The 24,301-nt window shown below is 72.1% G+C and carries 25 protein-coding genes; 10 read left to right on the top strand and 15 right to left on the bottom strand.

What is annotated here, in order from left to right:
- Positions 1–19 precede the first annotated feature (19 nt).
- Positions 20–727 (bottom strand): response regulator transcription factor, encoded by a 708-nt coding sequence (locus tag DEJ24_RS04900; protein ID WP_111077527.1) that lies wholly within the window; start codon positions 725–727, stop codon positions 20–22.
- Positions 724–2,070: a sensor histidine kinase gene (locus DEJ24_RS04895; protein ID WP_146245930.1), complete on the bottom strand. Its 1,347-nt coding sequence runs from the start codon at positions 2,068–2,070 to the stop codon at positions 724–726. The genes DEJ24_RS04900 and DEJ24_RS04895 overlap by 4 nt, the downstream gene beginning before the upstream one ends.
- Positions 2,071–2,262: 192 nt before the next feature.
- Here DEJ24_RS04895 and DEJ24_RS04890 point away from each other — a divergent pair, with 192 nt between their 5' ends.
- Positions 2,263–2,613, top strand: coding sequence for a hypothetical protein (locus tag DEJ24_RS04890; protein WP_111077525.1), 351 nt, complete (start codon positions 2,263–2,265; stop codon positions 2,611–2,613).
- Positions 2,614–2,725: 112 nt separating this feature from the next.
- Positions 2,726–3,157, top strand: a complete 432-nt coding sequence (locus DEJ24_RS04885; protein ID WP_146245929.1) for a hypothetical protein — start codon at positions 2,726–2,728, stop codon at positions 3,155–3,157.
- Positions 3,158–3,167: 10 nt separating this feature from the next.
- Here DEJ24_RS04885 and DEJ24_RS04880 read toward each other — a convergent pair whose 3' ends face one another.
- The 4 genes from DEJ24_RS04880 to DEJ24_RS04865 form a co-directional block, all read right to left on the bottom strand.
- Positions 3,168–5,198 (bottom strand): potassium transporter Kup, encoded by a 2,031-nt coding sequence (locus DEJ24_RS04880; RefSeq protein ID WP_258374727.1) that lies wholly within the window; start codon positions 5,196–5,198, stop codon positions 3,168–3,170.
- A 106-nt stretch (positions 5,199–5,304) separates the two neighbouring features.
- Positions 5,305–6,006 carry a response regulator transcription factor gene (locus tag DEJ24_RS04875; protein ID WP_111077523.1) on the bottom strand — a complete coding sequence of 234 codons (702 nt, stop codon included), beginning with the start codon at positions 6,004–6,006 and terminating at the stop codon, positions 5,305–5,307.
- Positions 6,003–7,499: a sensor histidine kinase gene (locus DEJ24_RS04870; RefSeq protein WP_111077522.1), complete on the bottom strand. Its 1,497-nt coding sequence runs from the start codon at positions 7,497–7,499 to the stop codon at positions 6,003–6,005. The genes DEJ24_RS04875 and DEJ24_RS04870 overlap by 4 nt, the downstream gene beginning before the upstream one ends.
- Complete coding sequence (locus DEJ24_RS04865; RefSeq protein WP_111077521.1) at positions 7,486–8,466, bottom strand: CPBP family intramembrane glutamic endopeptidase; 981 nt, start codon at positions 8,464–8,466, stop codon at positions 7,486–7,488. The genes DEJ24_RS04870 and DEJ24_RS04865 overlap by 14 nt, the downstream gene beginning before the upstream one ends.
- Before the next feature lie 133 nt (positions 8,467–8,599).
- On the opposite strand from DEJ24_RS04865, the gene DEJ24_RS04860 reads away from it, so the two are divergent.
- The gene (locus DEJ24_RS04860; RefSeq protein WP_110904912.1) at positions 8,600–8,989 is read left to right on the top strand and encodes a hypothetical protein; all 390 of its coding nucleotides are present in this window, start codon (positions 8,600–8,602) and stop codon (positions 8,987–8,989) included.
- 28 nt (positions 8,990–9,017) lie between these two features.
- Here the strand turns inward: DEJ24_RS04860 and DEJ24_RS04855 are convergent, their stop codons facing one another.
- A complete protein-coding gene (locus tag DEJ24_RS04855; RefSeq protein ID WP_111077520.1) occupies positions 9,018–9,509 on the bottom strand; it encodes an SRPBCC family protein in 492 nt (163 codons plus the stop codon).
- 220 nt (positions 9,510–9,729) lie between these two features.
- Here DEJ24_RS04855 and pip point away from each other — a divergent pair, with 220 nt between their 5' ends.
- The gene (gene pip / locus DEJ24_RS04850) at positions 9,730–10,707 is read left to right on the top strand and encodes a prolyl aminopeptidase (RefSeq protein WP_111077519.1); all 978 of its coding nucleotides are present in this window, start codon (positions 9,730–9,732) and stop codon (positions 10,705–10,707) included.
- A gap of 3 nt (positions 10,708–10,710) precedes the next feature.
- Here pip and DEJ24_RS04845 read toward each other — a convergent pair whose 3' ends face one another.
- Positions 10,711–11,151 (bottom strand): hypothetical protein, encoded by a 441-nt coding sequence (locus tag DEJ24_RS04845; protein WP_111077518.1) that lies wholly within the window; start codon positions 11,149–11,151, stop codon positions 10,711–10,713.
- 86 nt (positions 11,152–11,237) lie between these two features.
- Between DEJ24_RS04845 and DEJ24_RS04840 the strand changes: the two genes are divergently transcribed.
- Positions 11,238–12,215: a hypothetical protein gene (locus tag DEJ24_RS04840; protein ID WP_111077517.1), complete on the top strand. Its 978-nt coding sequence runs from the start codon at positions 11,238–11,240 to the stop codon at positions 12,213–12,215.
- Between the two features lie 75 nt (positions 12,216–12,290).
- On the opposite strand, the gene DEJ24_RS04835 is transcribed toward DEJ24_RS04840, so the two are convergent.
- From DEJ24_RS04835 to DEJ24_RS04825, 3 genes are all read right to left on the bottom strand, one after another.
- Positions 12,291–12,623, bottom strand: a complete 333-nt coding sequence (locus DEJ24_RS04835; RefSeq protein WP_111077516.1) for a hypothetical protein — start codon at positions 12,621–12,623, stop codon at positions 12,291–12,293.
- Between the two features lie 372 nt (positions 12,624–12,995).
- The gene (locus DEJ24_RS04830; protein ID WP_181436522.1) at positions 12,996–13,553 is read right to left on the bottom strand and encodes a low molecular weight phosphatase family protein; all 558 of its coding nucleotides are present in this window, start codon (positions 13,551–13,553) and stop codon (positions 12,996–12,998) included.
- Positions 13,554–13,555: 2 nt separating this feature from the next.
- Positions 13,556–14,848, bottom strand: coding sequence for an adenylosuccinate synthase (locus DEJ24_RS04825; protein WP_111077514.1), 1,293 nt, complete (start codon positions 14,846–14,848; stop codon positions 13,556–13,558).
- Positions 14,849–15,021: 173 nt separating this feature from the next.
- Between DEJ24_RS04825 and DEJ24_RS16790 the strand changes: the two genes are divergently transcribed.
- Positions 15,022–15,180 carry a hypothetical protein gene (locus DEJ24_RS16790; RefSeq protein ID WP_181421707.1) on the top strand — a complete coding sequence of 53 codons (159 nt, stop codon included), beginning with the start codon at positions 15,022–15,024 and terminating at the stop codon, positions 15,178–15,180.
- 99 nt (positions 15,181–15,279) lie between these two features.
- Complete coding sequence (locus DEJ24_RS04820) at positions 15,280–15,453, top strand: Rv0909 family putative TA system antitoxin (RefSeq protein WP_111077513.1); 174 nt, start codon at positions 15,280–15,282, stop codon at positions 15,451–15,453.
- A 91-nt stretch (positions 15,454–15,544) separates the two neighbouring features.
- Here DEJ24_RS04820 and DEJ24_RS16535 read toward each other — a convergent pair whose 3' ends face one another.
- Entirely contained in the window at positions 15,545–15,712 is a 168-nt protein-coding gene (locus DEJ24_RS16535) for an acetyltransferase (protein ID WP_146245928.1), read from the bottom strand.
- A 154-nt stretch (positions 15,713–15,866) separates the two neighbouring features.
- Positions 15,867–19,547 (bottom strand): S8 family serine peptidase, encoded by a 3,681-nt coding sequence (locus tag DEJ24_RS04815; protein ID WP_146245927.1) that lies wholly within the window; start codon positions 19,545–19,547, stop codon positions 15,867–15,869.
- Positions 19,548–19,695: 148 nt separating this feature from the next.
- On the opposite strand from DEJ24_RS04815, the gene DEJ24_RS04810 reads away from it, so the two are divergent.
- The 3 genes from DEJ24_RS04810 to DEJ24_RS04800 are packed head-to-tail and all read left to right on the top strand — an operon-like array spanning position 19,696 to position 23,164.
- Complete coding sequence (locus DEJ24_RS04810; RefSeq protein ID WP_111077511.1) at positions 19,696–20,337, top strand: TetR/AcrR family transcriptional regulator; 642 nt, start codon at positions 19,696–19,698, stop codon at positions 20,335–20,337.
- Positions 20,334–21,086, top strand: coding sequence for a hypothetical protein (locus tag DEJ24_RS04805; protein WP_111077510.1), 753 nt, complete (start codon positions 20,334–20,336; stop codon positions 21,084–21,086). Before DEJ24_RS04810 ends, DEJ24_RS04805 begins: the two co-directional genes overlap by 4 nt.
- Complete coding sequence (locus DEJ24_RS04800; protein ID WP_111077509.1) at positions 21,083–23,164, top strand: YhgE/Pip domain-containing protein; 2,082 nt, start codon at positions 21,083–21,085, stop codon at positions 23,162–23,164. Before DEJ24_RS04805 ends, DEJ24_RS04800 begins: the two co-directional genes overlap by 4 nt.
- 78 nt (positions 23,165–23,242) lie before the next feature.
- Here the strand turns inward: DEJ24_RS04800 and DEJ24_RS04795 are convergent, their stop codons facing one another.
- Both DEJ24_RS04795 and DEJ24_RS04790 read right to left on the bottom strand, forming a co-directional pair.
- A complete protein-coding gene (locus DEJ24_RS04795) occupies positions 23,243–23,905 on the bottom strand; it encodes a hypothetical protein (protein WP_146242559.1) in 663 nt (220 codons plus the stop codon).
- Positions 23,906–23,927: 22 nt separating this feature from the next.
- Complete coding sequence (locus DEJ24_RS04790) at positions 23,928–24,269, bottom strand: hypothetical protein (RefSeq protein ID WP_111077507.1); 342 nt, start codon at positions 24,267–24,269, stop codon at positions 23,928–23,930.
- Between the last annotated feature and the right edge of the window lie 32 nt (positions 24,270–24,301).

Genomic DNA, 24,301 nt, shown 5'->3' with positions numbered 1-24,301 from the left:
GGGCGGCTGCCGGGCCGGGCTACGCCGACCAGTCCGGACGGACGAAGCCGCTCTCGTAGGCGAACACGACGGCCTGCACCCGGCTCGCGGCCCCGACCTTGCCGAGCACGCTGCTGATGTGGGTCTTCACGGTGGCCTCGCTGATCCACAGGTCCTTCGCGATCTGCGCGTTGCTGGCCCCGCGGACCAGGGCGGTCAGGACCTCCCGCTCGCGAGCGCTCAGTGACGCCAGCACCGGCTCGTGCTCGGCTGGCGGGACCGCGGGCGAACCGGCAGCGCCGCCGGTCGTGCCCCCGCCGGACCGGGCGCCGAGCAACCGGTTCTCGAGCAGCGCGCGGGTCATCGACGGCGCGATGAGGGTGTCGCCCGTGTGCGCCGCGCGGACCCCGGCGGCGATGAGGTCGGGGCCGGCGTCCTTGAGCAGGAACCCCAGCGCCCCGGCCTGCACGGCATCGAGCAGGTACTCCTCGTCGTCGAAGGTCGTGAGGATGACGACCGCGCCCGCGGTGCCCTCGGAGACGATCGACCGGGTGGCCGAGATGCCGTCGAGCACCGGCATCCGGACGTCCATCAGCACGACGTCGGGGCGGAGTTCGGCGCAGACGGCGATCGCCTCGGCCCCGTTCGGCGCCTGGCCGACCACGGTCAGGTCGGGTTCGGCGTCGACCATCATCCCGAGACCCGTGCGGACCACGGCCTGGTCGTCGACGATCACCACGCGGATCACGACGCGACCGCCTGACGACCGGCCGGAGCAGGAGCAGGAGCAGGAGCCGGAGGAGCAGTCGCAGCGCCAGCCGCAGCGCTAGCCGCACCCGACCCCGACTCCGTGACGGGCCGGAGGCTGCCCGCGGTCTGACCACGGGCCTCCCGGGGCGCCTCGAGCGTGACGCGCCACCCGCCGCCCTCGGCCGGACCCGCGTCCAGGACACCGCCGATGGAGGCGGCGCGCTCGCGCATCCCGCGGATCCCGGCGCCACCGGCGGCGAGTTCCGGCACCCGGGGGCTGCCCTCGGAGCCCCCGTCGTCCAGGACCTCCAGGCGGATGCGGTCCTCGGAGGCGGCCAGGCTGATCCGCACCGACGAGCCGTCGGAGTGCACGAGGGTGTTCGTCAGGGCTTCCTGGCAGACGCGGAGGACGGCGAAGTCCTGCATCACGCCCAGGCTCTCGGGCACACGCAGGTCGGCCTCGACGCGGACGCCGGTCGCGCGGACGCGGTCGACGGCGTCCTCGAGCGCGCTCCGCAGCGACACCGGGGCGTCGGTCGTGCCGCCGTCACCGCCCGCGCGGAGGACACGCACGACCTTCCGCATCTCGGACAGCGCCTGCTGCCCGGTGCCGGCGACCCACGAGGCGTACTCGGCGAACTCGGCCTGGTCTGCGACGCCGACCCGCACCAGGGCCTGCGAACGGACGACGATGGCGGCCATGTGGTGGGCCACGACGTCGTGGACCTCGCGGGCGACGGCGGTCCGCTCCTCGGACGCGATGCGGGCCTGATCGGACTCCCGCAGGCGGACGAGCTCCTCGTTGCGGCGCTGCAGCACGAGCTCGGAACGACGACGACGGGCGGTGGCACGGCCCAGGACCGCGCACGCCACGAGCAGGATCCCCATCAGGACGATGGTCGACCAGTCCGCGTCGCTCGACCACACCTGCCACGCGCCGAGGGCCGGCAGCCACGCGCTGACCGGCTCGTACCGGAGGGGCAGGAACATCGCCATGGACGTCGGCACCGCCGCGACGGTCAGCACGGCGACCACCCGACGCCCGGCGGCGCACGCCAGGTAGACGGCGATGACGAGCGGGATCAGTCGCACCGTCAGCACGTCGAACGCCCACGTCGGCCACGCCACGACGAGCCCGACCACCACCAGCAGCGGGTACGGCAGGCGCTGACCGACGACGATGCAGAGCGCGACGAGCGCCGCCGTCACCCGGTAGTCGTCGAGGCGCGTCGGGTACCAGCCGGCGCGGTGCAGCCCCTCCATCGCGAGGAGTGCGACGGCGAGGAACGCGACCCCGGCCAGGGCAGAACGCACCCACGGCGGGATCGAGAGAGGACGCATGGCGTGAGGCTAGCCGCCCGAAGCGGCTCCGCGCCTCCCCCGAACGACGGAAGCGCCGGGTCCGGACGATCAGTCGAACGGACGGGAGGCCCACCACCTTCCGCCGATGCGCCTCCCGCCCGCCTCGTCAGAGGCTGGACCTGCCGCAGTGCGCGGCCCGCCGCAGTCCGCGGCCGTCGAACGGAGCACCTGATGCAGAAGAAGACCGCTGTCAGCCTGGCCACCCTGGCCCTCATCCTGGCCATCGCGGGGACCGGTGCCGCGGCGGCGACCATCGGGGGGCCGGACGCCTCGTCGGACGTCGTACGTCCCGCGACCACGTCGACCGTCGTGCAGACCACGGTCGCGACCTCGGACGACGACGGATGGCCGGGACAGCTGCCGGACGCGGACCGCTTCCGGACGCTCTCGCGGTCGGACCAGCACGCGGTGCTCCGGCGGGTCGACCGGCTGCTCGGGGACCTCGGCGGGTCCCGTGCCAGCGAGGGGCTCGTCCGGCAGCTCGGTGACTACCGGAGTGAGCTGGCGCGCCTGCTGCGGTGAGTGCGGCGGCGCGCGCGGCTGCCGGCGTGCGAGCCGTGTCGCCCACCACGAGGCTCGGCACGATCCGGTCACGATCGGCACCGGCGGCCGGCACGTGCCGCACACTGGCCGGATGACATGGGGGAAGACAGCGCTGGCGATCGGGATCGTGTGCGCGATCGGGGCCGGCGCCGCCGGTTGCTCGGTGGCCGCGGTCGGACGCTGCGTCGACTACGTCTCGATGACCCCGGCGGAGCAGGCACGGCGGGCGACCCTGGTCGTCGACGCCGACGTCCGGTCGACCGACCGCACGGTCGAGGCCTCCGGCCGGTACCACGTGTACGAGGCCACGGTCACCGCGTCCCGGAAGGGTGGGAAGCTGCACGACCGGATCGACGTGATCGCGACCTCCGACCAGTGCACGACGAGCGGCCAGCCCGTCGAGTACGTCGACGGCGACCCGCTCGCCGAGCCCGGCAGCTACCGCCTGTCCCTGACGCGGGTCCGGGGCGGGGGCCCGTGGCAGCTCGTCGTGCCGGGTGCCGCCGAGCGTCTCGACGGCTGACCGCCGCGGCTCAGACCTCGACGTCGCTGCCCATCGTCACCGTGCGGCGGAGCGGCAGCCCGAAGCGCGCCGCCGGGTCGGCAGCGTTGTGCGCCATCGCGACGAACAGCTTCCGCCGCCACGACACCATGCCGCCCTTGCCCGCGCCGGTCCGGAGTGCTCCGCGTGAGATGAAGTACGACGCCGTGGACATGTCCTCCTGCGCGAGGTCGAGCACACCCCCGGCACACGCGGCACGCATCGCGGCGGGCAGGTCCTGGTCGTCGGAGAACCCGAACGTGATGGTGATGTGGTCGATGCCGTCGTCGTCGTAGCCGAGCTCGTCGCGTCGGAACGCCTCCTCCAACGCCACGTGCGGCACGTTCGCGGTCAGGACGGACACGATGATGACCCGCTGGTGGACGACGCCGTTGTGCTCCACGTTCGCCCGGAGCGCGAGCGGCGTCGTCTCCTTGTTCGGGTGCGGGAACACCGCGATGCCCGGGACGCGCGGGATGTGGTCGGCGTTGACGGTCTCGATGAACTCGGCCAGCGAGCCCTCACGCTTCCGGCGCTCGATCTGCACGAGCTGCCGGCCGCGGTGCCAGGTCGTCATGAGGGTGATCACGGCGAGGGCGATGAGCAGCGGCACCCATCCGCCGTGCAGGACCTTCGACAGGTTGCCGGCGAGGAAGGTCAGTTCGAGGCCGCCGAACACCACGGCGACGGTGACGAGCTTCCAGGTCGCCCAGCGCCACAGCGGCTTCACGACGACGAGCAGCAGCAGGGTGTCGACGACCAGTGCGCCGGTGACCGAGACGCCGTACGCGGTGGCGAGTGCGGCCGAGGAGCGGAAGGCGAGCATGATCGCCATCACACCGATGAACAGCAGCAGGTTGACGGCCGGCAGGTAGACCTGGCCGCCCTCGCGCTTCGACGTCTGCCGGATGGTCAGCGGCGGCAGGAGCCCGAGCTGCACGGCCTGACGGGTGAGCGAGAACGCGCCGGAGATGACGGCCTGGCTGGCGATCACGGTCGCGGCGGTGGCCAGGATCACGACGGGCAGCTGCGCCCAGTTCGGGAACAGCAGGAAGAACGGGTCCTTCGTCGCGGTCGGGTCCTCGAGCACCAGGGCCGCCTGGCCCAGGTAGTTGCAGACGAGCGCGGGGAACACCACGAAGAACCAGGCCCGGAGGATCGGCATGCGCCCGAAGTGGCCCATGTCGGCGTAGAGCGCCTCGGCGCCGGTGATGGCGAGGACGACGGCGCCCATCGCGATGAAGGTGATGAACGGGTGCGCGAACAGGAACGCGATCGCCCACGTCGGGGACAGCCCCTGCAGGACGCCCGGGTGCTCGACGATGCGCGGGATGCCGGCGACCGCGATGACGATGAACCAGAGCATCATCACGGGACCGAACGAGGCGCCGACCTTCGCGGTGCCGAACTTCTGCACGATGAACAGCCCGACGAGGATCACGGCGGCGATCGGCACGATCAGGTGCTCGACGGACGGGGCTGCGGTGCCCAGACCCTCGACCGCGGACAGCACCGACACCGCCGGGGTGATCACGGAGTCGCCGTAGAACAGGGCCACCCCGACGATGCCGATGACCAGGAACACCGTCGTGCCGCCCGGACGGTGCGCGTGCAGCCGTCGGGCGAGTGCGGCGAGCGCCATCACCCCGCCCTCACCGTGGTTGTCGACGCGCATGAGCACGAGCACGTACTTGATCGACACGATGATGGTGATCGACCAGAAGAGCAGCGAGATGACGCCGTAGACGTCCTCGGGGACGGGTCGGACGATGCCGCCGTCCACGGAGAACACGGTGCGCATCGAGTAGAGCGGGCTGGTGCCGATGTCGCCGAACACGACGCCGAGCGCAGCGAGGGCCAGGCCGGCCTTGCCACGGTGCCCACGGGCCTCCCGGCCGGCGGGGTGCTGCGCGGCCTTCGCGGGGTGCGTGGCGTCGTCGCCGGGACCGGCGTCACCGGGCTGGGCATCGCGCCCACCCGAGGGGCGGTCGGACGACTGCGACGATGCGCGGGTCTCGGTCACAGCAGGTACTCCAGTCCGGGCCGTACGGGTGTGACGGCCGCGCCCATCATGCACCCGCGGAGTGACAGCGGAGCGCCGGGAGCATCCGCGCCTGCGCCCAACGGCTCTACCGGTCCTGCTCCGGCACCGTCACGATCCGGTTCTGGTACGCCCAGACCACGGCCTGCAGGCGGGACCGGACGCCGAGTTTCGGCAGCATGCGTGCCAGGTGTGACTTCACCGTGGACACCTCGACGACCAGCTCCGCGGCGATCTCCTCGTTCGACATGCCCTGCGCCAGCAGGAGCAGGACGTCGCGTTCACGGGCGGTGAGGACGCCGTCCACGCGGTCCCCGGTGACCGGCTGCAGGCTCCGGCGCGAGGCGAACTCGCGGAGCACCCGGCGGGTGAGCGCCTGGTCCAGGGTGCCGTTGCCGGCGGCGACCTGGCGGACCGCGCCGATGATCACGTCGGGCTCGGCGTCCTTGAGGAGGAACCCGGACGCTCCGGCCTCGAGTGCGCCGAACACCAGGTCGTCCATGTCGAACGTGGTGAGCATCAGCGCGGGTACGGCCGGGTCGGCGTCGGGACGGCAGAGTTCGCGGGCGACCTCGATGCCGTTCCGGACCGGCATCCGGATGTCGAGGACCGCGACGTCCGGACGGGTGCTCCGGGCGAGCTCCAGCGCCTGTCCACCGTCGGCTGCGACGGCGACGACCTCGATGTCCGGTTCCGCGTCGAGCAGCGCGGAGACGCCGGCGCGGACGAGGGGCTGGTCGTCGGCGACCAGGACGCGGATGGTGCGGCCGTCGGCCGGGCTGTCGGTCATCGGGGGCCTTCCGTGGTGGTGTCGGGGTCCGCGGTCGCGGCCGGCGGGGCGGGGGTGGGCAGGGCCTCCCGGCCGAGACGCAGGCTGACCGTCCAGCCGCCGGCGTCCTTCGGGCCGACCTGGAGGCTCGCCCCCACCAGTTCCGCCCGCTCACGCATGCCACGCAGTCCGTTCCCCCCGGCCGGCGTGCTGCCGAGTGCGGGGACGGTGGCCGGCCCGTTCTCGACGCGGATCGCGAGGTGGTCGTCGGCGCGGTCGTCGATGGTGACGGTGCACGGCGACCCGGGTGCGTGCAGGGCGGCGTTGGCGAGGGCCTCCTGGACGGTGCGGTACGCGGCGAGCTGGGCGAGCGGGCCGACGCCGTCACCGAGTGGGCGGGACGCCCCGGCTCCGGCTGCCGGCAGGACCTCGAGTCGGACGTCGCTGCGGAGCCGGGCCCGTTCGACCAGGTCGACGATGCCGGCGACGGTCTCGACCGCGCGCTCGGCGGGGCTGTCGTCGCGGAGCAGGCCGACCAGGCGGCGGAGGTCCTCCAGGACGGCGGTGCTCTGCTCCCGGACCTGTCGGACGCCCTCGTGGGCACGCTCCGGGTCGGTGTCGATCTGGCGGTCGATGACGGCGGACATCAGGGCGATGCCGGACAGGTGGTGGGCGGCGATGTCGTGCAGCTCCCGGGCCATCGCAGCCCGTTCGCGGGAGACGGCGGCGTCGATCAGGGCGTCCTGCTCCCGGTCGACCGCGGTGGCCTCGGCGGTGCGTGCGACGCGGACCTCGCGGCGGGACATCACGACCAGGGTGATGAGCAGCGGGAGGCCGACGGCACCGACGGCCTGCAGGACGCCCTGGCCGATGGACCCGGTCAGGCCCTGCACGAAGTCCCCCCGGAAGGCGCCGGACGCGACGCCGAACAGGACTGCGCCACCGACGACGACCAGGACGGACGCGGCGGTGAGCGCCGGCCAGAGTCGGGCGAGCGGGACGCGGAGCGTGGCGAGGACGACGGCGACCACGACGGGCAGTGCGGTGAGGCCGAAGAGTTCGGCCGCCTGCGGGGCCAGTGCGGCGACGAGCACCGGGATCGCAGCGACGGCGAGGAGCGCGGTCCGCGGTGCCCTTCGTACAGCGACGAGGACGGCCGACTGCGCGACCAGACCGACGAACAGGAGCGTCCACGCGGTGCTGGCGACGGCCGGGAAGTGGGAGGCGGGGCCGATCGGGTCGGGGTCGGCGGCGTCGAGCGGCGGCAGGCCGAGCATCAGGCCGAGGGCGACCACGGCCGTACCGAGTGCGACGACCAGATCCGTGCGGCGCTGGCGGGCGGTGGCGGGTGCCGCGGGCCCGGACCCGGACCCGGACCCGGACCCGGACCCGGACGGAGCGTGCCCGCCCCGCGGTACGGGCGCGCGTCCCGAGTCCGACGCGGGAGCGCGTCCCGACTTCGGCGCGGGAGCGTCCGGGGCGGGCGCACTCGGGCGCGGCTCAGCGGGTGCCATCGTGCGATCCTACGAGGCCCTTGCGTCCCGCAGCCGGGATCGGGGCGTCGATCGGCAGCGCCCGACGTGCCGGGTCGTAGCCGAGCCGGCCGCGGGTGACGACGAGCAGCACCACGGCGGCGACGGTCGACATGATCGTCAGTCCGATCATCAGCGTGCCGGCGGTCATGCTCGGGTACATCTCGGGGAACAGCGACGAGATCGTGTTGTTCACGCCGACGTGCAGCAGCAGGGCCAGCGGCAGGCTCTCACCCGTCTTGTTGAACACCTGGATCATCACGACGTTGAACGTGATCGTGAAGAGGGCGAAGACCACCGGCTCGCTCCAGTGCGCGTTCGGCCATCCGCCCCAGTCGCTGAGGTAGAGCGGCATGTGCCAGAGCGCCCAGACCGGGCCGAGGATCGCGGCCGCGCCGAGTGCGCCGAAGCGGTGCTGCAGGCGGGGCAGGGCGAAGTCGCGCCAGCCGGGCTCCTCGCTGAGGCCGGTCGAGAACAGCTGGATGACGAGCCCCGGCACCAGGGCCGAGAGCGCCAGGGCGGAGGGGGCGTGCACGTCGCCGCCGGCGAAGGGCACCGCGGACAGGACGATCAGGGCCGGGACGACGACGAGCGCCAGCGCGTACCAGTACCAGGCGACCCGCCAGCGGAACAGCCGCCCCACCCAGCGGCGGAGGCCGGCGCGACCGTCGGCGACCGCGGTCACGATGAACGCGCTGCCCAACGGGCCGAGGAGCGCGCCGGGGAGGACGCCCGTGAACTGCGCACTGCCGAGGACCTCGGGGAAGTGGAGGTGCCACACGCCCAGGCCGTGCGGCGACAGGATGTACGGCACCCAGGCGAGCCAGCTCAGGCCGAGGGCGAGGGTGAAGAAGGTTGACAGCGGGTGCCGGGTGATGACGCCCCGGACGCCGCGGCGGTCCTGCTGCGCGGTGCCGGTCGTGGACCGGGCTTCGATGGTGTTCGTCATGACATCGACGCTAGGAACTCCGCTGCTCCGGAACGACCGGCGGAGGGAGGCACCTGCCGGACTTGCATCCAAAGGAGGAGCCCCACTGTCCCCGGGGTTGTGCCACGCTGTCCGAGGACCGGGAGGGGACGGGATGGACGAGGCAGTGCTCTACGACCTGTGCAGCCGAGCCCGGTTGGTGCAGCTCCGCACCGGCGGCGCAGAAGCGGGGCTCCGTGGGCTCACGGACTGCATCGCGGCCGCGTCCGGCGCCCCGGAGCGGTACACCCACATGCGGCTGGCGCAGCTGATCGAGTCCGCCCCGCGTCCGGTCGGGCACCGGTACGGCCTTCGGCAGCTCGAGTCGGTCAGCACGAGCCGGACCACTCCGCCCGCGGACTACTCCGGTGAACAGCGGCACGACTACGAGAAGGCGCAGACCGCACTGCTCCGGGCGATCGGCAAGGACAGCGGCGAGCCGGCGAGCGGCCCGGTCGCCGTCGCCCGCAACGTGCTCGAGCAGTTCGTCCTGCGCTGGTTCTGACGGACCGGCCGCGGACGGGCATCCCTCCTCAGGCTGCGGAGCTGCCCGCGACGTGCGCCAGCACCACGGGGTCGGAGCAGCCGCCCGCGAACCCCGCGATGCGCCGGTCGATGTCCCGCTGCAGCACGACCACGCCGATCCGTTCGGCGAGCGGCGCCAGCCACTTCGGCCGGCAGGTGAAGTTGTAGCGCCAGACCGCCAGGGTGTGTCCCGGCTGCCCCTCCGCCGGGCTGAACCGCCATCCGCCGCCCATCCGCTCGAAGAACCACGAGCCCTTCGTCATCTTCATGCCCACGTTCGACGGCGGGTTGTACGAGACGTACTCGCTCTCCATCGCGAACCCGAAGCGCTGCACCGTCCACGTCCGGACGCCCTTGCCGGGTACCGTCGCGCCGCCGACCAGGTGCTGACGCCGGATGAACGGGTCCCACCGCTTGCGGATGGCGCCCTGCGTCTGCGAGACGGCGAACGCGACGTCCACCTCGACCGGGACGACGCAACGGGACTCGACGACGGGCATGCGCCCATCGTGGCACGCGCCCGTCTCGGCACGCGCCCGCCTCGGCACGCGCCCGCCTCGGCACGAGCCCGCCTCGGCACGTCCCCGTGGAACAGGCGGTCCGGCTGCCGGACGGGAGGCCCGCGCCCGGCCCGCCACGGGCCTCCCGTCCGCCGCCCGGTCGCGTCACGGGCGGCGGTACGGTGGCAGCGACCGTCGCCCCACCGCCGAGAGGACCGCCATGCGCCAGCTGTACCCGCCGCTCGAACCGAACCGCTCCGGGATGCTCGACGTCGGCGACGGCCAGCAGGTGTACTGGGAGGAGTGCGGCGCTCCCGACGGCAAGCCCGTCGTGTTCCTGCACGGTGGACCGGGTGCCGGCTGCTCCCCCGACCACCGCCGGCTGTTCGACCCGGCGCGCTACCGGATCGTCCTGTTCGACCAGCGCAACTGCGGCCGCAGCCTGCCGCACGCCGGCGACCCGGCCACCGACCTGTCCACGAACACGACCTGGAACCTGGTCGGCGACATCGAGCGACTGCGTGCGCACCTGGGGATCGACGCGTGGCAGGTGTTCGGCGGGTCGTGGGGGTCAGCCCTGGCCCTGGCGTACGCCGAGACGCACCCGGAGCGGGTCACGGAACTCGTGCTCCGCGGGATCTTCACCCTGCGGCCGAGCGAGATCGACTGGTTCTACGAGGGCGGGGCCGCGAACGTGCTGCCTGACCTGTGGGAGGGGTACCTCGCTCCCCTGGCACCCGAGGAACGGCAGCCCGGCGGCCTGGTCCGCGTGTTCGAACGGCTGCTGGCCGACCCGGACCCAGCCGTGCACGGACCCGCCGCGGTCGCCTGGGCGAGCTGGGAGGCTGCCTCGATCACGCTGCTGCCCCGACCGGACCTGGTCGCCCGGTACGCGGACCCGACGTACGCGCTGGCGTTCGCCCGGATCGAGAACCACTACTTCACCCACGACGGCTGGTTCGAGGACAGCCAGCTGATCCGCGACGCCGACCGGCTGCGCGAGATCCCGACCGTCATCGTGCAGGGGCGCTACGACATGTGCACGCCGGCCGTCACCGCGTGGGACCTGCACCGGGCACTGCCGTCGGCGGAGTTCCGACTCATCGACGACGCCGGGCACGCGTTCGACGAGCCGGGGATCCTCGACGCGCTGCTCGAGACGACGGACCGGTTCGCCGGTTCGGCCTCGGCGGACTGAGGGTCAGGCCGGGTCGTCGGCGGGGTCCGCCATCCGCTGTTCCGTGCGGTGCCGCTCGACCTCGGCGTCGACCGCCCTGCGACGCTGCCAGGCCCGACCGAGGAGGAGTGACAGGGCGCCCGCTGCCGTCAGGACCCCACCGAGGACTGCGCCCGGGAGGGGGCTGTCCGTCCGCTCGTCGTTGCTGAGACCGACGGCACCGAGCAGCAGCGAGACCCCGATGAGCAGGACCAGCATCGCGGCCGAGAACCCCCAGAGCCACGGCTGCCGCACGTCCAACCGCGCTCGCGTGGGGAAGGCGGTGACGGCGAACACACCCCATCCGATGGTGACGGCGGCAGCGATGCGGAACCACGCGCCGAGCAGGACCCCGGCCGCGATCGAGACGACGACGCCGCTGATCGCCCAGAGCCAGAACCCCCACGTCGAACCCCGCTGCGTCATGCGCCCACCGTACTGACGGCGGAGGTGACGAGGACGCGCCGACGCACCACGCGCTTCCAGGCCGTGGCCCGTGGTGGGGTGGTGCCATGACCAGCGACCTCGTGCCGTGGTTGGTCGCCGGGGGGCTCGCCGTCGTGGTGGTCGTCCTGGTGGTCCTCCTGCGGCGACACCAGACCTCTGCCCGCTCCGAGCTCGACGCCGCCGAACGGGCGCGTGCCGCGGAGCTCGCCCAGCGCGAGGCGGAGCACCGGGACGCCACCGCGCGGCTCGAGGCCGACCGAGCGGCGCAGGTCGCGGCGGCCGACGCTGCTCGGCGCGATGCCCTCACCGAGGCGGAGGAGAGCCGCGCGCTCGCCCGCCGAGGCATGAAGTGGGAGGAGGCGTCCGAGCAGGCGGTCCTCCGGGCCTGCCGTGCCGCCGGGGTGAGCGGGGTGCTGATGACGAACGTCGTGTTCGTCCCCGTCGGTGAGACCGAGCAGGGTCCGTGGCGGAAGTTCGTCGCGCAGGCCGACCACGTGCTCGTGTCCGAGTCCGGTCGCGGTCTGGTCATCGAGAACAAGCGCTGGGGCGGCATCGTGTTCGACGGACGCCGTCCGAGCGAGGTGCACCCGGCGTTCCGGAACCTGGTCGACGAATCGTCCCTCGTGCCACCGTTCGCCGTGCAGGTGCGGAGCCGCACGGTCCTCAACGGTGAGGAGGAGGCCGAGAACTGGTGGCAGGTCCGGGTCCAGGCGAAGGGGGCGTCGCCGGCGCAGCAGGTGCGGCAGCAGGCCCGACGGCTCGCCCGTTTCGTCGACGAGCAGACCGGGGTGTCCCGCACCTGGTTCGACACCTGCGTCTTCTACTCGGCACCCTCGGCGGCGACGTTCGTGCAGCCGGAGGACCGCAGCGGCACCGTGACGACGAGCATCGTCACGAACGACCACGAACTGCAGTCGGCTCTGGCGTCCTGGGCGGCGAAGGACTCGGTGCCGAACCGCGCCCGCGCCGACGCTGTCGTCCGGGTGCTCGCCGGACAGGGCGCCCACGCGATCACGGTCGGGAGCTACCGCCTGCCGGAGTGACCCGGGACACGCTCCGGACACGACGACGCCCCACCGGCCGCAGCGGGTGGGGCGTCGTCAGTGGAGCGGGGAGCGCTACGCGGTCGGGCGGATGACCGACGGGAGCATCACGTGCAGGTGCCCGGCGAGCGCGGTCTGCGCGTCCTCGAGCGAGGTGAAGTCGCCGACGACCAGGCCGAAGGTGTCCGAGGCGACGTAGCGGCCGTCGCGCTTGTCGACGGAGCCGCCGAAGTACCCGCCGTAGTTGGCGACCCACTCGTCGTCGCCCTCGAGGGTCCAGGTGAGCTTCGCACGGGCGGCACGGGCGCTGGTGGCGGCCTCGGCCTCCAGGACGGCGACGATGTCGACGGTCTCGGTGTCGAGGGTGACGTCGGTCCCGGTTGCGGTCCGGTTGATGGTCGTGGTCATCGCGCTCTCCTGTCGTGTTCGGGGTACGTGGTGCAGTACGTGAACGCTACGACACCGATCGCGCCGATCGACAGCGAGGCCCGTCGATTCACGGGTTCAGCCCCGGATGTTCATCCGAGAAGCCCGGAACTCCGGGCTTCGTCCCCCGGCGTTCGGGGTACAGCAGAGCCGATCGGGGTACTCGTCATCCGGACGACGGCGGAACGGGGTACGACGCGAGACGCCCGCGTCGACGCGAGACGCCGCCGAAGGGCCGAGACGCCGCGGAGTTCGGCGGCGTCTCGCGCGTACGGGGGCGTCTCGGGCACACGGCGGTGTCTCGGGCGTACCGGGGCGTCCGGGGCGTCCGGGGCGTCTCGGGGCGGCCGGGCCTCAGGACACCGCGCGCAGGGCGTCGGCGATGGTCGTCAGCGCAGCGTCGATCTCGTCAGCGACCCGCGCGTGCGTGGACTCCGAGCGACGGTAGGGGTCGTCCACGTCGTCGTCTGCCGGGTCAGCGGGCGGCGGCACGGTCCCGCGCAGCCGGGCGACCCGTTCGACCAGGGCTTCCGGCGAATGCACGTCCGTCAGGTCCCCGGGCTCCAGGCCGCCGAGCACCCGCGCGAACTGCTTGATCGTGAACGCCCGCTTGGCGGCCCGCGGCGTGAGCTGCACGACCGCGGCTCGGTGGGAGCGTTCGGCCGTCAGCACCAGGTCCGCGGACCGGGCGATCTGCTCGGTCAGGTAGCGGGAGCGGTGTGCCTCCGGATGTCCGCCCAGCCGGACGGACTGCTCGGCGGCGGCACCGTCCATCACGGCGCCGTCGTCGGCGATGGTGCCGGCCGACTCGATGACGTGCACCGAGGCGGCCGGACCGAGACGCTCCTGCAGCACCTGCGCACCGAGCGGCGACCGGCAGATGTTGCCGCTGCAGACGAAGAGGATCCGCACGCTCAGCCCTGCCCGAGCAGGTCGTGCCGGACGACGATCGCGTCACGCCCGGGGCCGACACCGATCGCGGAGATCCGCGCGCCGGACATGGCCTCGACCGCGAGCACGTAGTCCTGCGCGTTCTTCGGCAGGTCCTCGAAGGTCCGGACGCCGGTGATGTCCTCGGACCAGCCGGGGAACTCCTGGTACACGGGCTTGGCGTGGTGGAAGTCCGACTGGGACACGGGCACCTCGTCCACGCGCTGACCGTCCACCTCGTACGCCACGCAGACGGGGATCGTCTCGAGGCCGGTGAGGACGTCGAGCTTGGTCAGCACGAAGTCCGTCACGCCGTTGATGCGTGCCGTGTAGCGGGCGATGGGGGCGTCGTACCAGCCGCAGCGACGTGGGCGGCCGGTCGTGGTGCCGAACTCGAAGCCGTTGGCGCGGAGGAACTCCCCCGACTCGTCGAACAGCTCGGTCGGGAACGGGCCGGCGCCGACGCGGGTCGTGTACGCCTTGACGATGCCGATGATCCGCTCGAGCTTGCCCGGGCCGATTCCCGACCCGGTGGCGGCGCCACCGGCCGTGGCGGACGACGACGTCACGAACGGGTAGGTGCCGTGGTCGACGTCGAGCATGGTGGCCTGGCCGGCTTCGAACAGGACGGTCTCGCCCCGCTCGAGGGCCCGGTGGATCTCCAGCGCCGTGTCGGCGACCATCGGACGCAGGCGGTCGGCGAAGGACAGCAGTGACTCGACCACTTCCTCGGCGTCGATCGCACGGCGGTTGAAGACCTTGACCAGCAGGTGGTTCTTCTGGTCGAGGGCCGCTTCGACCTTCTGCCGCAGGATGTTCTCGTCGAAGATGTCCTGGATGCGGATGCCGACGCGGTTGATCTTGTCCGCGTAGGTCGGGCCGATGCCACGACCGGTGGTGCCGATCTGGCGCTTGCCGAGGAAGCGCTCCGTCACCTTGTCGATGGTGCGGTGGTAGTGCGTGATGACGTGGGCGTTCGCCGAGACGCGGAGCTTCGACACGTCGACACCGCGGGCCTTCAGCGCGTCGAGCTCCTGGAACAGGACCTCGAGGTCGACGACGACGCCGTTGCCGATCACCGGGGTGACGCCCGGCGTGAGGATGCCCGAGGGCAGCAGGTGCAACGCGTACTTCTCGCCGCCGACGACGACGGTGTGTCCGGCGTTGTTGCCACCGTTGAACTTCACGACGTAGTCGATGCGGGAACCGAGGAGGTCGGTGGCCTTCCCCTTGCCCTCGTCGCCCCACTGGGCGCCGATGATGACTGCTGCGGGCATCTGGTTCTCCTCACGTTGGCGGAGGACCGCACACGGCCGTCCGGGCCGGTGGTCCACCCGAGTCTATCGACTGGTCATCTCCACGTCACCGGCATGACGCCAGCTGTGGAGAGCGGTGGCCCTCCGGAGCACGCTGGAGGAGCACGACGACCGCCCCGACGAGAGGAACCACCATGAGCGACCCCATCGACGACATGAACCGCCTGCTGGACACCCAGCAGGCCGAGGAGCTCACCGACGGCGGCATCGGTTCGGTCGAGAGCGCCCCGCAGGACGTCATGCCCGAGACCGACCGCGGGCGCGAGGCCGCCGACGAGCGTCCCGACGCCTGAGCCGCTGACGGCATCCGGCCAGCGCACGCCTGGACGTGCACGGATGGCCGTCCGAGCACGCTCGACCCCGTCAGTGATCCGACGAACGGAAGGAACACCATGAGCGACCTCAGCGACAAGGCCAAGGACTTCGCGAACAGCGACAAGGGCGAGAAGGCCAGCGACTCCGGCCTGGACAAGGCCGCTGGCGCGGCCGACAAGGCCACCGGCGGTGGCCACGGCGACCAGATCGACAAGGCCGAGAAGGCTGCCGACGACAAGATCGGCAACTGACGACGAGTCAGCACCTGCATGACGGGAGGCCCGGTACCAGCTGGTACCGGGCCTCCCGTCCGTCGTGTGGTCGCGTCGCGACCGAGCGGCGTCAGCCGCGGAAGAAGTCCGCGTACGAGGGGTCTCCGACCACCTGGGTGTGACCGGGTTCGGCGAGGCGCTCCTCGACCATGGCCCGGATGACGTCCGGCGGGGTCAGGCCGCGGCGACGCCACTCCATCGGGTTCTGCCGGAGCTGCGCCAGGCTGTTCGTTCGCATGCTGCAACACTGGCACGAAGTACCTAGTTCGTCTAACTACGTGTCCTGTAGGCGCACTTCCCACCGGTGGTCCACGGCACACCGCGTCACACGACGGAGCGGGCGGCCCGTTCCCGGACCGCCCGCTCGTCTCGCACTTGTGCTGTTGTCGGTGCTACTTCGTGATCTTGCCCGTCTGGGGCGAGGTCACCGAAGCGGTCTCGTACCCGGACTTCTTCGCGGTCAGGACGAACGAGATCCTGTGCCCGACGTCCTTCGGCCCGGTCTTGTAGGTCGACCGCGACACCCCGACGTCCTTGCCGTCACGCAGCCACTTGTACGTGAACGTGACGCCGTCCGCGTTCCAGGTGCCGGTGTGCGACTTCAGGTTCGCCCGGATCTTCAGCGAGCCGGTGACGACCACACGGCCGGACACCAGCGCGAGCTTCGGCGTCACCGAGGTCGTGCTGAGCAGGTCCGCCTGGTCGCCCGGCGCGTTGTGCAGGTGCAGGAGCAGCACCTTCGCCGAGGTCGAGGTGGCCGAGGCCCGGATGACCTTGATCGCCGTGTCCGGGTACGTCAGGCTCGACGTCCCGTTCGCGGTGAACGACACCGCCGGCTGGAAGGCGTTGTAGGTCGCGACCTTCGTCTCGTCGACCACCGAGGACGCAGCCATGGGCAGCGTCGGCGAGTAGGACGACTCGGTCACGACCGAGTAGTCGAACACCGCGGTCTTCGACTTCGCCGTGTACCCGAGTGCCGCGAGCGACACCGGCAGCACCTTGACCGCGGAGTCGAACGTGTTGACGTCGACGCCGGCTGCGACACCGCCGAGGGGGCGCGTGTCCACGACCTGCTTCTTCGGGTCCTTCTGGTGCAGGTCGAGCGTCGTCACGACCGTCACGTCCGCCGTCGCCGACTTGGTGTCGTAGGTCAGGTAGTCGGGGTCACCGTCACGGTTGGTGTCGATGAGCACGTCGACGGTGTTCGACTGGCCGGGGTTCGACTCGGCCCCGTCGGTCTGGACGCCGAACGACACCAGGCCCTTCGACTTGTCGGCCAGGCCGAGCGCCGTGGAGTTGGCGCCGTAGGCACGGATGTCCGCGCCACGGAGCGTCTGCTTCGCGGTGCCGTCCGGGAACGACTCCTGCGGGTCCGTGCCACCGAGCTGGAACGGTGCGACGAGTGCCCGGTAGCCGGTCGTGCCGGTTCCCTGGGACAGGCCGCGGCCCTCCATCGTGATGGTGCTGGTGCGCGCCTTGCCGGAGAACACGACGTCGTCCGCGTGCAGTGCACTGACCGGCTCGGGCGCGGCGTAGACGCCGAGTCGCAGCGGCGTGACGCCGTCGGCGGCCGGGGTGAACGTGACCAGGCCGGTGGCAGCCGGGACGAACTCCCGCGGGGTGCCGCCCTCGACCGCGACCTGCGTCGGGTCGATGACCTTCCGCAGGAGCGTCGGGTCGGCGATCGTCATGGTGACCGTGACGGTGGCGGTGCCGCTGGCGGGGACGGTGACCGTGTCGGTGCTCAGCGTGAAGACGACGCCGGGCTGCGCGATGCGCGACTCGTACGCGACGCGGTAGGTGTGCGCGGTGGCCGAGGTGTTGCGCACCAGCAGGGTGCGCTTCTCGGTGGTCGCCGCGCCGACCTCGACGACGCCGAAGGAGGCCGTGACGAGCTGCCCGTTCTCCTGGCTGCGGACGGTGGTGCCGTCCTGCACGGCCTGGAGGGCGTCGACCCGACCGGTGCCCTGGCGGAGCAGGGTCGCCGACTGGCCGTCCTTCGCGCTCTGGCGCACGTCGTGCGTGGCCGTGTTCATGAGCGCTGCCTTGATCTCCGGTGCCGTCCAGCCGGGGTGGGCCTCGAACGCCAGCGCGGCGACGCCGGCGACGTGCGGGGTGGCCATCGAGGTGCCGCTGAGCGAAAGACGGTCGTCGCCGGTGCCGTTGGCGGCCGAGATCACGTTGACGCCGGGGCCGGCGATGTCCGGCTTGACGACGTCGCCGTAGGAACCGTGCTCACCGCGGCTGCTGAAGGACGCCAGGGTGTTGACCGTCTCGGCGTCCGTGGCGAGCTGGAAGCCCTTGAGCTCGTCCGCGAACCGGACGTGCAGGGTCCCGGCCTTCGCCGCGGCCTGGAGGCCCGTCACGCTCTCACGGGTCAGTTCCGCACCCGGGATGGTCGCGTTGCCCGCGATGCCCGAGTCGAAGGTGTTCACGGTGCCGGCGAGGAGGACGCCGATGCCGCCTGCCGCCTGGACGTTGTTGAAGCGGGCACCGGAACCGCACTCGAGGGCGCCGTCGGTCCACTTCAGCCAGACGACCTTGCCCGCGATCGCGGCGGCCTGGTCGGCGCTGAAGGCCGTGCAGCCGTCGATGTCCGTGGTGGGGACGACGACGTCGCCCTCGACGGGGAGCGGGCCCTGGTGGTTCTGCGAGTACTGCGCGCGCCAGGTCTTCGCGACGTCCGCCGGGGCGGTCGCCTCGACACCGTCGAAGAGGCTCTGTCCGGTCGCGGCAGCGGCGACGGTCAGGGCGCCGGCCGAGTTGCCCGGCGAACCCCCGATGTCGGCGAAGTCGGCGGCGTTGCCCGCAGCGATCACGGGCAGCACGCCGCGGGCAGTGAGCGCGTCGATCTTGGCGTTGTCCGGGTCGTCGGCTGCGCCGTAGTCGGAACCGAGCGACAGGTTGATGACGTTGATGCTCTTGCCCTCGGTGAGGGACTGCCCGACCCAGTCGAGCGCGGCACCGGTCAGGTCGGTGGACCCACCCTGGTCGCCGAAAACCTTGAGCGAGTAGAGACCGGCCTGCGGGGCGCTGCCCGGACCGACCCACATGTCCTGCACCTGCTGCGGGGTGAGGGTCGAGTAGTCACCGCGGAAGGTCGTCTTGTCCGCGTCCAGGCCGAAGCCGGCGGCGGTACCGGCGACGTGGGTGCCGTGGTCGCCGCCCTTGCCGTCGATGGGGTTGGCGTCCGGCGCGGGCACCGGATCGTAGGCGTCCGGGTCCGTCGGGTCCGCGTTGTACGTGGGGCCGGCGAAGTCGTAGCCGCCGAGGAACTTCGAGGGGTCGTACCAGCTCGAGGCCGGGGCGCCGGTGCTGGCGAGGGCCTCCTGGTAGGCGGCCGTGGTGCCCGGACCGCCGAAGTCGGCCTGCGTGTAGTCCAGGCCGGTGTCGATCACGGCGACGTTGACACCCTTGCCGGTGTGCCCGGTCTGGGTCCAGGCGTCGACGGCCTTCGTGTACAGGTCGCTCGCGGCGTTCTTCGGCGCGACGCCGTCGGCACCGGGCTTCGCGAGGTCGGGGTCGACGCCCGAGGGTGCGGCGCCCGCCGACGTGCGCTGCTCGGGCTCGACGACCTTCTTCGGCAGCAGCGGGGCGATGCTCAGCACGTCGGAGCGCTTCGCGAGCTCGCTGAAGGCCGCGACGTCGGCGACGACCGCGACGCCGGGGACGGTGTACTCGGTCGAGTACAGCTCGGCCGCCTTCCGGTCGGCGCCCTTGACGGCGCTGAGGACCTTCGCGTTGGTCGAGCGGATCGTCGCGAGCCGGCTCTTCGCGGCGGACGACGGGGTCCTCGAGCGGGTGAGGTCGCCGCCCTTGGCCTGCGCGTCGACCTCGAGCGCGCCGGCGCCGGTCGTGCGGACGAACGCGCTGACCGTCGTGGTCGGGGACGCGTTCCGCAGCGGGGCGGAGAGCTTGAGGCCGACCGAGGCGGCGGTGGCCGGTGCCGCGGAGGCCGCACCGCCGACGGCGAGTCCGCCGCAGGCCAGCGCCGCGACGGCGACGATCGAGGTCAGCAGTCGCGGGGAGCGGTACCGACGGGAAGGGATGGTGGGTGGTGTCGCACGTGGCACGCAGCACACTCCTGGGTTGTCCGAACTCCGGGTGAAGTCCAGATGAAGCTATGTGCTCGTTCCCAGCGCAGGGAGTCGGCAGTTCAGAGGACAGAACCTGTGGTTCTCCGAAGTTGCACACGGGTGTGCAGGTTATTACGATGGGTGCATGACCACCACCGACCGGCCCGCACGCGCGCCACGACGGGACGCGACCGAGAACCGGGCCGCCCTCGTCCAGGCTGCCCGGACCCTCCTGCAGGCGGATCCGGACGCGTCGCTCGAGTCGATCGCCGCGCACGCCGGACTGTCCCGACGTGCGATCTACGGACATTTCCCCTCCCGCGACGACCTCATGCGCGAGGTCGTCACCGGCGGAGCCGAGCGCATCCTGGCCGCGATGCCCAGCCGAGCCGCCCTCGCCGACCTGCCCCCGGCCTCCCGGCTGGCCGCGATCGCGGTGACTCTCTGGACCGAGGTCTCGCACGTCCGCTCGATGGCGGTCATCGCCGTCCGCGGACCCCTCGTCGAGACCGTCGCCGCCGTGTTCGCCCCGCTCCGCGAGCAGGTGCGCGACGCGTGCGCCCTCGGCATCGCCGACGGCACCATGCGCGACGACGTCGACGCCGCGACCCTCGGCCGCCTGGTCGAGGGTGCGTGCCTGGCGGTCCTCGACGAAGCCACCCGCTCCGCCACACCGGACGACGCCGGCCGCCGGATGGTCGTCCTCTCCGCCCTCGGCATGGCGGGCGTCGACTGGCGCACCGCCCTGCTCGCTCTCCCCGCCACCCTCCCGGAGGACCCCGCATGACGCTCGAACTCGCCGCCGTCGGCATCGGCACCGGACCCGGCGCCGCGCTCCCCGCCGTCAGCGCCGTCGCGGCCCCCGGTCACCCGGGCATCGTCGCCGTCGAGACCGAGCAGGCACCCGTGCTGGCGTCCCTGGTCGCCGGCGGCCGGATGAAGCCCGACACCGGACGGGTCCTGCTCGACGGACACGACGACCCCGCGGGCATCCGCCGTGCGTTCGCCCTCGTCGACACCCCGGGCGTCGCCGAGCCGTTCCCGGTGATGAGCCTCAAGCGCATCGTGCACGAAGAGCTCGCGTTCGCCGGACGCCGGCCCTCGCGCGGCGACGTCGCGACCGTGCTCGACGAGCTCGGCATGACGAGCTGGGCCGACACCCACGTGCAGCGCGTGCCGACGGACGTCCGCGTGCGGCTGCTCGCCGAACTGGCACTCCTGCGGCCCGACGTCACCGGGCTCGTGGTCACGTCGCCGGAGCGGCACGGCGGGGCGGTCGCGGACTGGTTCGCCGTCGTCCGCGAGATCGCCCGACGCGGGGTGACCGTCGTGCTCGTGACCTCGAAGGCCGCGGCAGAAACGGCCTCGGCCCTGCTCGACACGATCGCCGACGACCCGCTCGACGCCAGCGACGACACCAGCACCAGCACCAGCACCACCGAGGGTCCCGAGGACGCGACCCGGACCGGCGGGCCCGACACCGGCCTGCCGACCGACACCACCGACGCCACCGCTCCCCTGGAGACCCGCTCGTGACCATCCCCTCGCTCGTCCGCGCCGAACTCGCGCGCCTGACCGCCACCCCGCTCGCCCGCCTCGCGTTCATCGCACTGATGTGCGTGCCGCTGCTGTACGGGGGCGCCTACCTCTGGGCCAACCGCGACCCCTACGCCAAGCTCGACCAGGTCCCGGCCGCGATCGTCGACCAGGACGCCGGCGCCACCCTCGACGGCCAACACGTCGACTACGGCAAGGACGTCGCGGAGCAGGCCATCGACGGCGGTGACTTCGACTGGAAGCGCACCACCGCCGCCGACGCCCGCTCCGGTGTCCGCAACGGCACCTACGACTTCGTGGTGACGATCCCGCACGACTTCTCGGAGTCCCTGGCCTCGGCGCAGTCCGACCACCCGAAGCGCGCCGAACTCGTGATGACCACGGCGGACACGAACTCCTACCTCGCCTCGACCATCGCGGAGCAGGCGGGCAAGACCATGCGGACGGCCGTCGCCGAACGTGTCGGGAAGGAGGCCGCCAGCACCCTGCTCGTCGGGCTCGCCGACGTGCGGGACAGTCTGGGCGACGCCGTCGACGGGGCAGGCAAGCTCGCCTCCGGTGCGACGACCGCCGCGAACGGGGCCGACACCCTCGAGTCCGGTACCGCGCAGCTCTCCTCCGGTGCCTCCACCCTGGCGTCGAGCACGGCCGCGCTGCCCGCGCAGACCGCGACGCTGGACTCCGGCGCACAGCAGGTCGCGAGCGGTGCCGCCTCGCTCGCCACGGGCCTCCGGTCCGCGCAGCAGCAGACCGCCGCGCTGCCGGACCAGACCCGGCAGCTCGCGGACGGAGCGGCGCAGGTCGCGGCCGGCAACGCCGAGCTCGCGGAGCAGGTGGACGCGGCGAACACGACCGTGCAGGCGATCCAGCCACTCGACGTGGACACCGTCATCTCCGACATCACGTCGAACCTGCCCGAGGGCGTCACCCTCACGCCGGAGCAGGAGCAGGCGCTCACCGCCACCGTGACGTCGGCCGTGCAGCAGGCGAACAGCGCCGGGACGGACGCCAAGCAGCAGCTGGGCGACACCACGGCGAAGATCGACACGCTGAGCACCGGCGCGCAGCAGGTGTCGGCGGGAGCCGCGACCCTGGCGGACGCGGCACCGGCGCTCTCCTCCGGGATCGCGACCGCCGCCTCCGGGGCGTCGACCCTGTCCGACGGCGCCGCGCAGGTCGCCGGCGGGACGCAGGAGCTCGCCGCAGCGGCCCCGCAGCTGTCCTCGGGAGCGTCGCAGCTCGCCAGCGGAGCGGCGTCGGCCGACGCCGGTGCGAAGTCCCTCGCCACCGGCCTGCACTCGCTCGAGTCCGGCGCCTCGGAACTGGCGTCCCAGCTGGACGAGGGACGGACCGAGATCCCGGCGTCGACCGCGTCCCAGCGGGCCTCGCAGGCGAAGGTCATCTCCGACCCGGTGAAGGTCGGCGACGACAACGTCGCCGCCGCGTCGAACTACGGCGCCGGCCTGGCTCCGTTCTTCATCTCGCTGGCCGCCTGGATCGGCATGTACGCGCTGTTCCTCATCCTCAAGCCGATCTCGAAGCGCGCGATCACCGCCGTCCGACGCCCGCTGCGTGTCGTGTTCGGCGGCTGGCTGACCCCGGCGCTCCTCGGAGTCGTGCAGATGGCGGCACTGTTCCTCATCGTCCGGTACGCGCTGGACCTCGACGTGGTGCACGCCGGCGGGACGGTCGGGATCATGGTCCTGGCATCCGCGACGTTCGCGGCGATCATCATGACGCTCAACGTGCTGCTCGGCTCGGTCGGCCAGTTCCTCGGGCTGGTGCTCATGCTCATCCAGCTCGTCACCGCGGGCGGCACGTTCCCGTGGCAGACACTGCCGGGGCCGCTCGCCGCGCTGCACTTCGCCCTGCCGATGACGTACTCCGTCGACGCGATCCGGCAGACGATGTACGGCGGGTCGCTCGCCACGGCCTGGAGCGACGCCGGCGTCCTGCTCTGCTGGCTGCTCGGGGCGTTGCTCGTGTCGTACGTCGTCACGGCGCGGCAGACGCGGACGCGGACGCTGCGGGACCTGCGGCCGAGCCTGATCGGCTGACCCGGGCGGGCTCCCGGGCGACCCGGACACGACGGGTGCCGCACCCCTCCGGGGTGCGGCACCCGTCGTGTGCAGCGGTCAGGAGACCTTGCTGTGCTGGAAGCTCCAGCCGTTCTCGGGAACGTTGTACGTCGCCGCGCTGCCGGTGGCGACGTTCTTGCACGCACGGTTCTGCACGAACTGCTGGACGGAGCCGCGGTGCTTCAGCGCGCCGATCGACAGACGTCCGATCTTGTAGCTGTTCGGGACCTTCCACGCCCCGCTCGACGACGAGGTGCCCGACTTGTTGACGGCCACGGACCAGCCGTAGTCCTGCTTCACCGCCGCGATGCCGGCGGTCACCGACACACTCGTGGTGGCGCTGAACGTCCCGGTCACCCCGAAGGTCGTCGACCGACTGATGGTGAGCGTGATGCCGCTGTTCCCGGTGACGGACGAGTCCCGACCGCTCGCCTGCGTGAACGTCGTCGAGTTGTTCGTCGCCTTGTAGAACGTGACGCCGCCCTCGCACTGACTGTTCGTCGTGTCTCCCGGATGCGTCACCGGGCTCGTCCACCCCGTGCCCGTCGTCGGCGGATCGGTCAGCGTCTGCTCGTCACCCGACTCGGAGAACACCGCTCCGTCCGTCGTGTCGGTGGACACGGGCGTGTCCGTTCCGTCCGTCGTGTCCGCGTGGGCAGCCGTCCCACCGATACCCACGAGCGCAGCCGCCAGGACCGACACTGCAATGATCTTCTTCAATTGTTCCCCCTGTTTTTTCCAGTCAATCTTCGTCAGGAATACCAACCAGCCAGAACTGGGTCTGGGCCGGCAGTTTCACGGTGACGTGTGCGTCGCCCCCACCGTCGAGAGGAATGCCGCCGCTGTTCCCGACGATCCGTTCACACGGACCGGCGAACGTCTTCCCCATGGTGACCTCGTAGTGACTGTCCGGGGCGCACGAGACGTAGAACGTGATGCGTTTCGTGCCAGCCGGGAGCCCGCCGATGTCGAACGTCTTCGTTCCGCGGCCGAGCTCGTGTACCACGGGCTGTGCGTCGCTGTAGAAGTCGTCCGACTTGTCGGTGATCCGGACCAACGGATCGATCGGGGCCTTCGCGCTCAATGTCGTGTGAGCAGTTGCTCCAGGATGACCCG

The organism is Curtobacterium sp. MCPF17_001 (genome assembly GCF_003234615.1).
In the GTDB taxonomy this organism is placed as follows: domain Bacteria; phylum Actinomycetota; class Actinomycetes; order Actinomycetales; family Microbacteriaceae; genus Curtobacterium.
This window is presented reverse-complemented; position numbering and strand designations above follow the sequence as displayed.

Coding starts and splice junctions, on each gene's coding strand:
- DEJ24_RS04890 (WP_111077525.1), top strand. CDS start 2,263: ATGCAGAAGAAGACCGCTGTCAGCCTGGCCACCCTGGCCCTCATCCTG.
- DEJ24_RS04860 (WP_110904912.1), top strand. CDS start 8,600: ATGGACGAGGCAGTGCTCTACGACCTGTGCAGCCGAGCCCGGTTGGTG.
- DEJ24_RS04825 (WP_111077514.1), bottom strand. CDS start 14,848: ATGCCCGCAGCAGTCATCATCGGCGCCCAGTGGGGCGACGAGGGCAAG.
- DEJ24_RS16790 (WP_181421707.1), top strand. CDS start 15,022: ATGAGCGACCCCATCGACGACATGAACCGCCTGCTGGACACCCAGCAG.
- DEJ24_RS16535 (WP_146245928.1), bottom strand. CDS start 15,712: ATGCGAACGAACAGCCTGGCGCAGCTCCGGCAGAACCCGATGGAGTGG.
- DEJ24_RS04885 (WP_146245929.1), top strand. CDS start 2,726: ATGACATGGGGGAAGACAGCGCTGGCGATCGGGATCGTGTGCGCGATC.
- DEJ24_RS04810 (WP_111077511.1), top strand. CDS start 19,696: ATGACCACCACCGACCGGCCCGCACGCGCGCCACGACGGGACGCGACC.
- DEJ24_RS04875 (WP_111077523.1), bottom strand. CDS start 6,006: ATGACCGACAGCCCGGCCGACGGCCGCACCATCCGCGTCCTGGTCGCC.
- DEJ24_RS04855 (WP_111077520.1), bottom strand. CDS start 9,509: ATGCCCGTCGTCGAGTCCCGTTGCGTCGTCCCGGTCGAGGTGGACGTC.
- DEJ24_RS04870 (WP_111077522.1), bottom strand. CDS start 7,499: ATGGCACCCGCTGAGCCGCGCCCGAGTGCGCCCGCCCCGGACGCTCCC.
- DEJ24_RS04895 (WP_146245930.1), bottom strand. CDS start 2,070: ATGCGTCCTCTCTCGATCCCGCCGTGGGTGCGTTCTGCCCTGGCCGGG.
- DEJ24_RS04820 (WP_111077513.1), top strand. CDS start 15,280: ATGAGCGACCTCAGCGACAAGGCCAAGGACTTCGCGAACAGCGACAAG.
- pip (WP_111077519.1), top strand. CDS start 9,730: ATGCGCCAGCTGTACCCGCCGCTCGAACCGAACCGCTCCGGGATGCTC.
- DEJ24_RS04865 (WP_111077521.1), bottom strand. CDS start 8,466: ATGACGAACACCATCGAAGCCCGGTCCACGACCGGCACCGCGCAGCAG.
- DEJ24_RS04835 (WP_111077516.1), bottom strand. CDS start 12,623: ATGACCACGACCATCAACCGGACCGCAACCGGGACCGACGTCACCCTC.
- DEJ24_RS04845 (WP_111077518.1), bottom strand. CDS start 11,151: ATGACGCAGCGGGGTTCGACGTGGGGGTTCTGGCTCTGGGCGATCAGC.
- DEJ24_RS04805 (WP_111077510.1), top strand. CDS start 20,334: ATGACGCTCGAACTCGCCGCCGTCGGCATCGGCACCGGACCCGGCGCC.
- DEJ24_RS04840 (WP_111077517.1), top strand. CDS start 11,238: ATGACCAGCGACCTCGTGCCGTGGTTGGTCGCCGGGGGGCTCGCCGTC.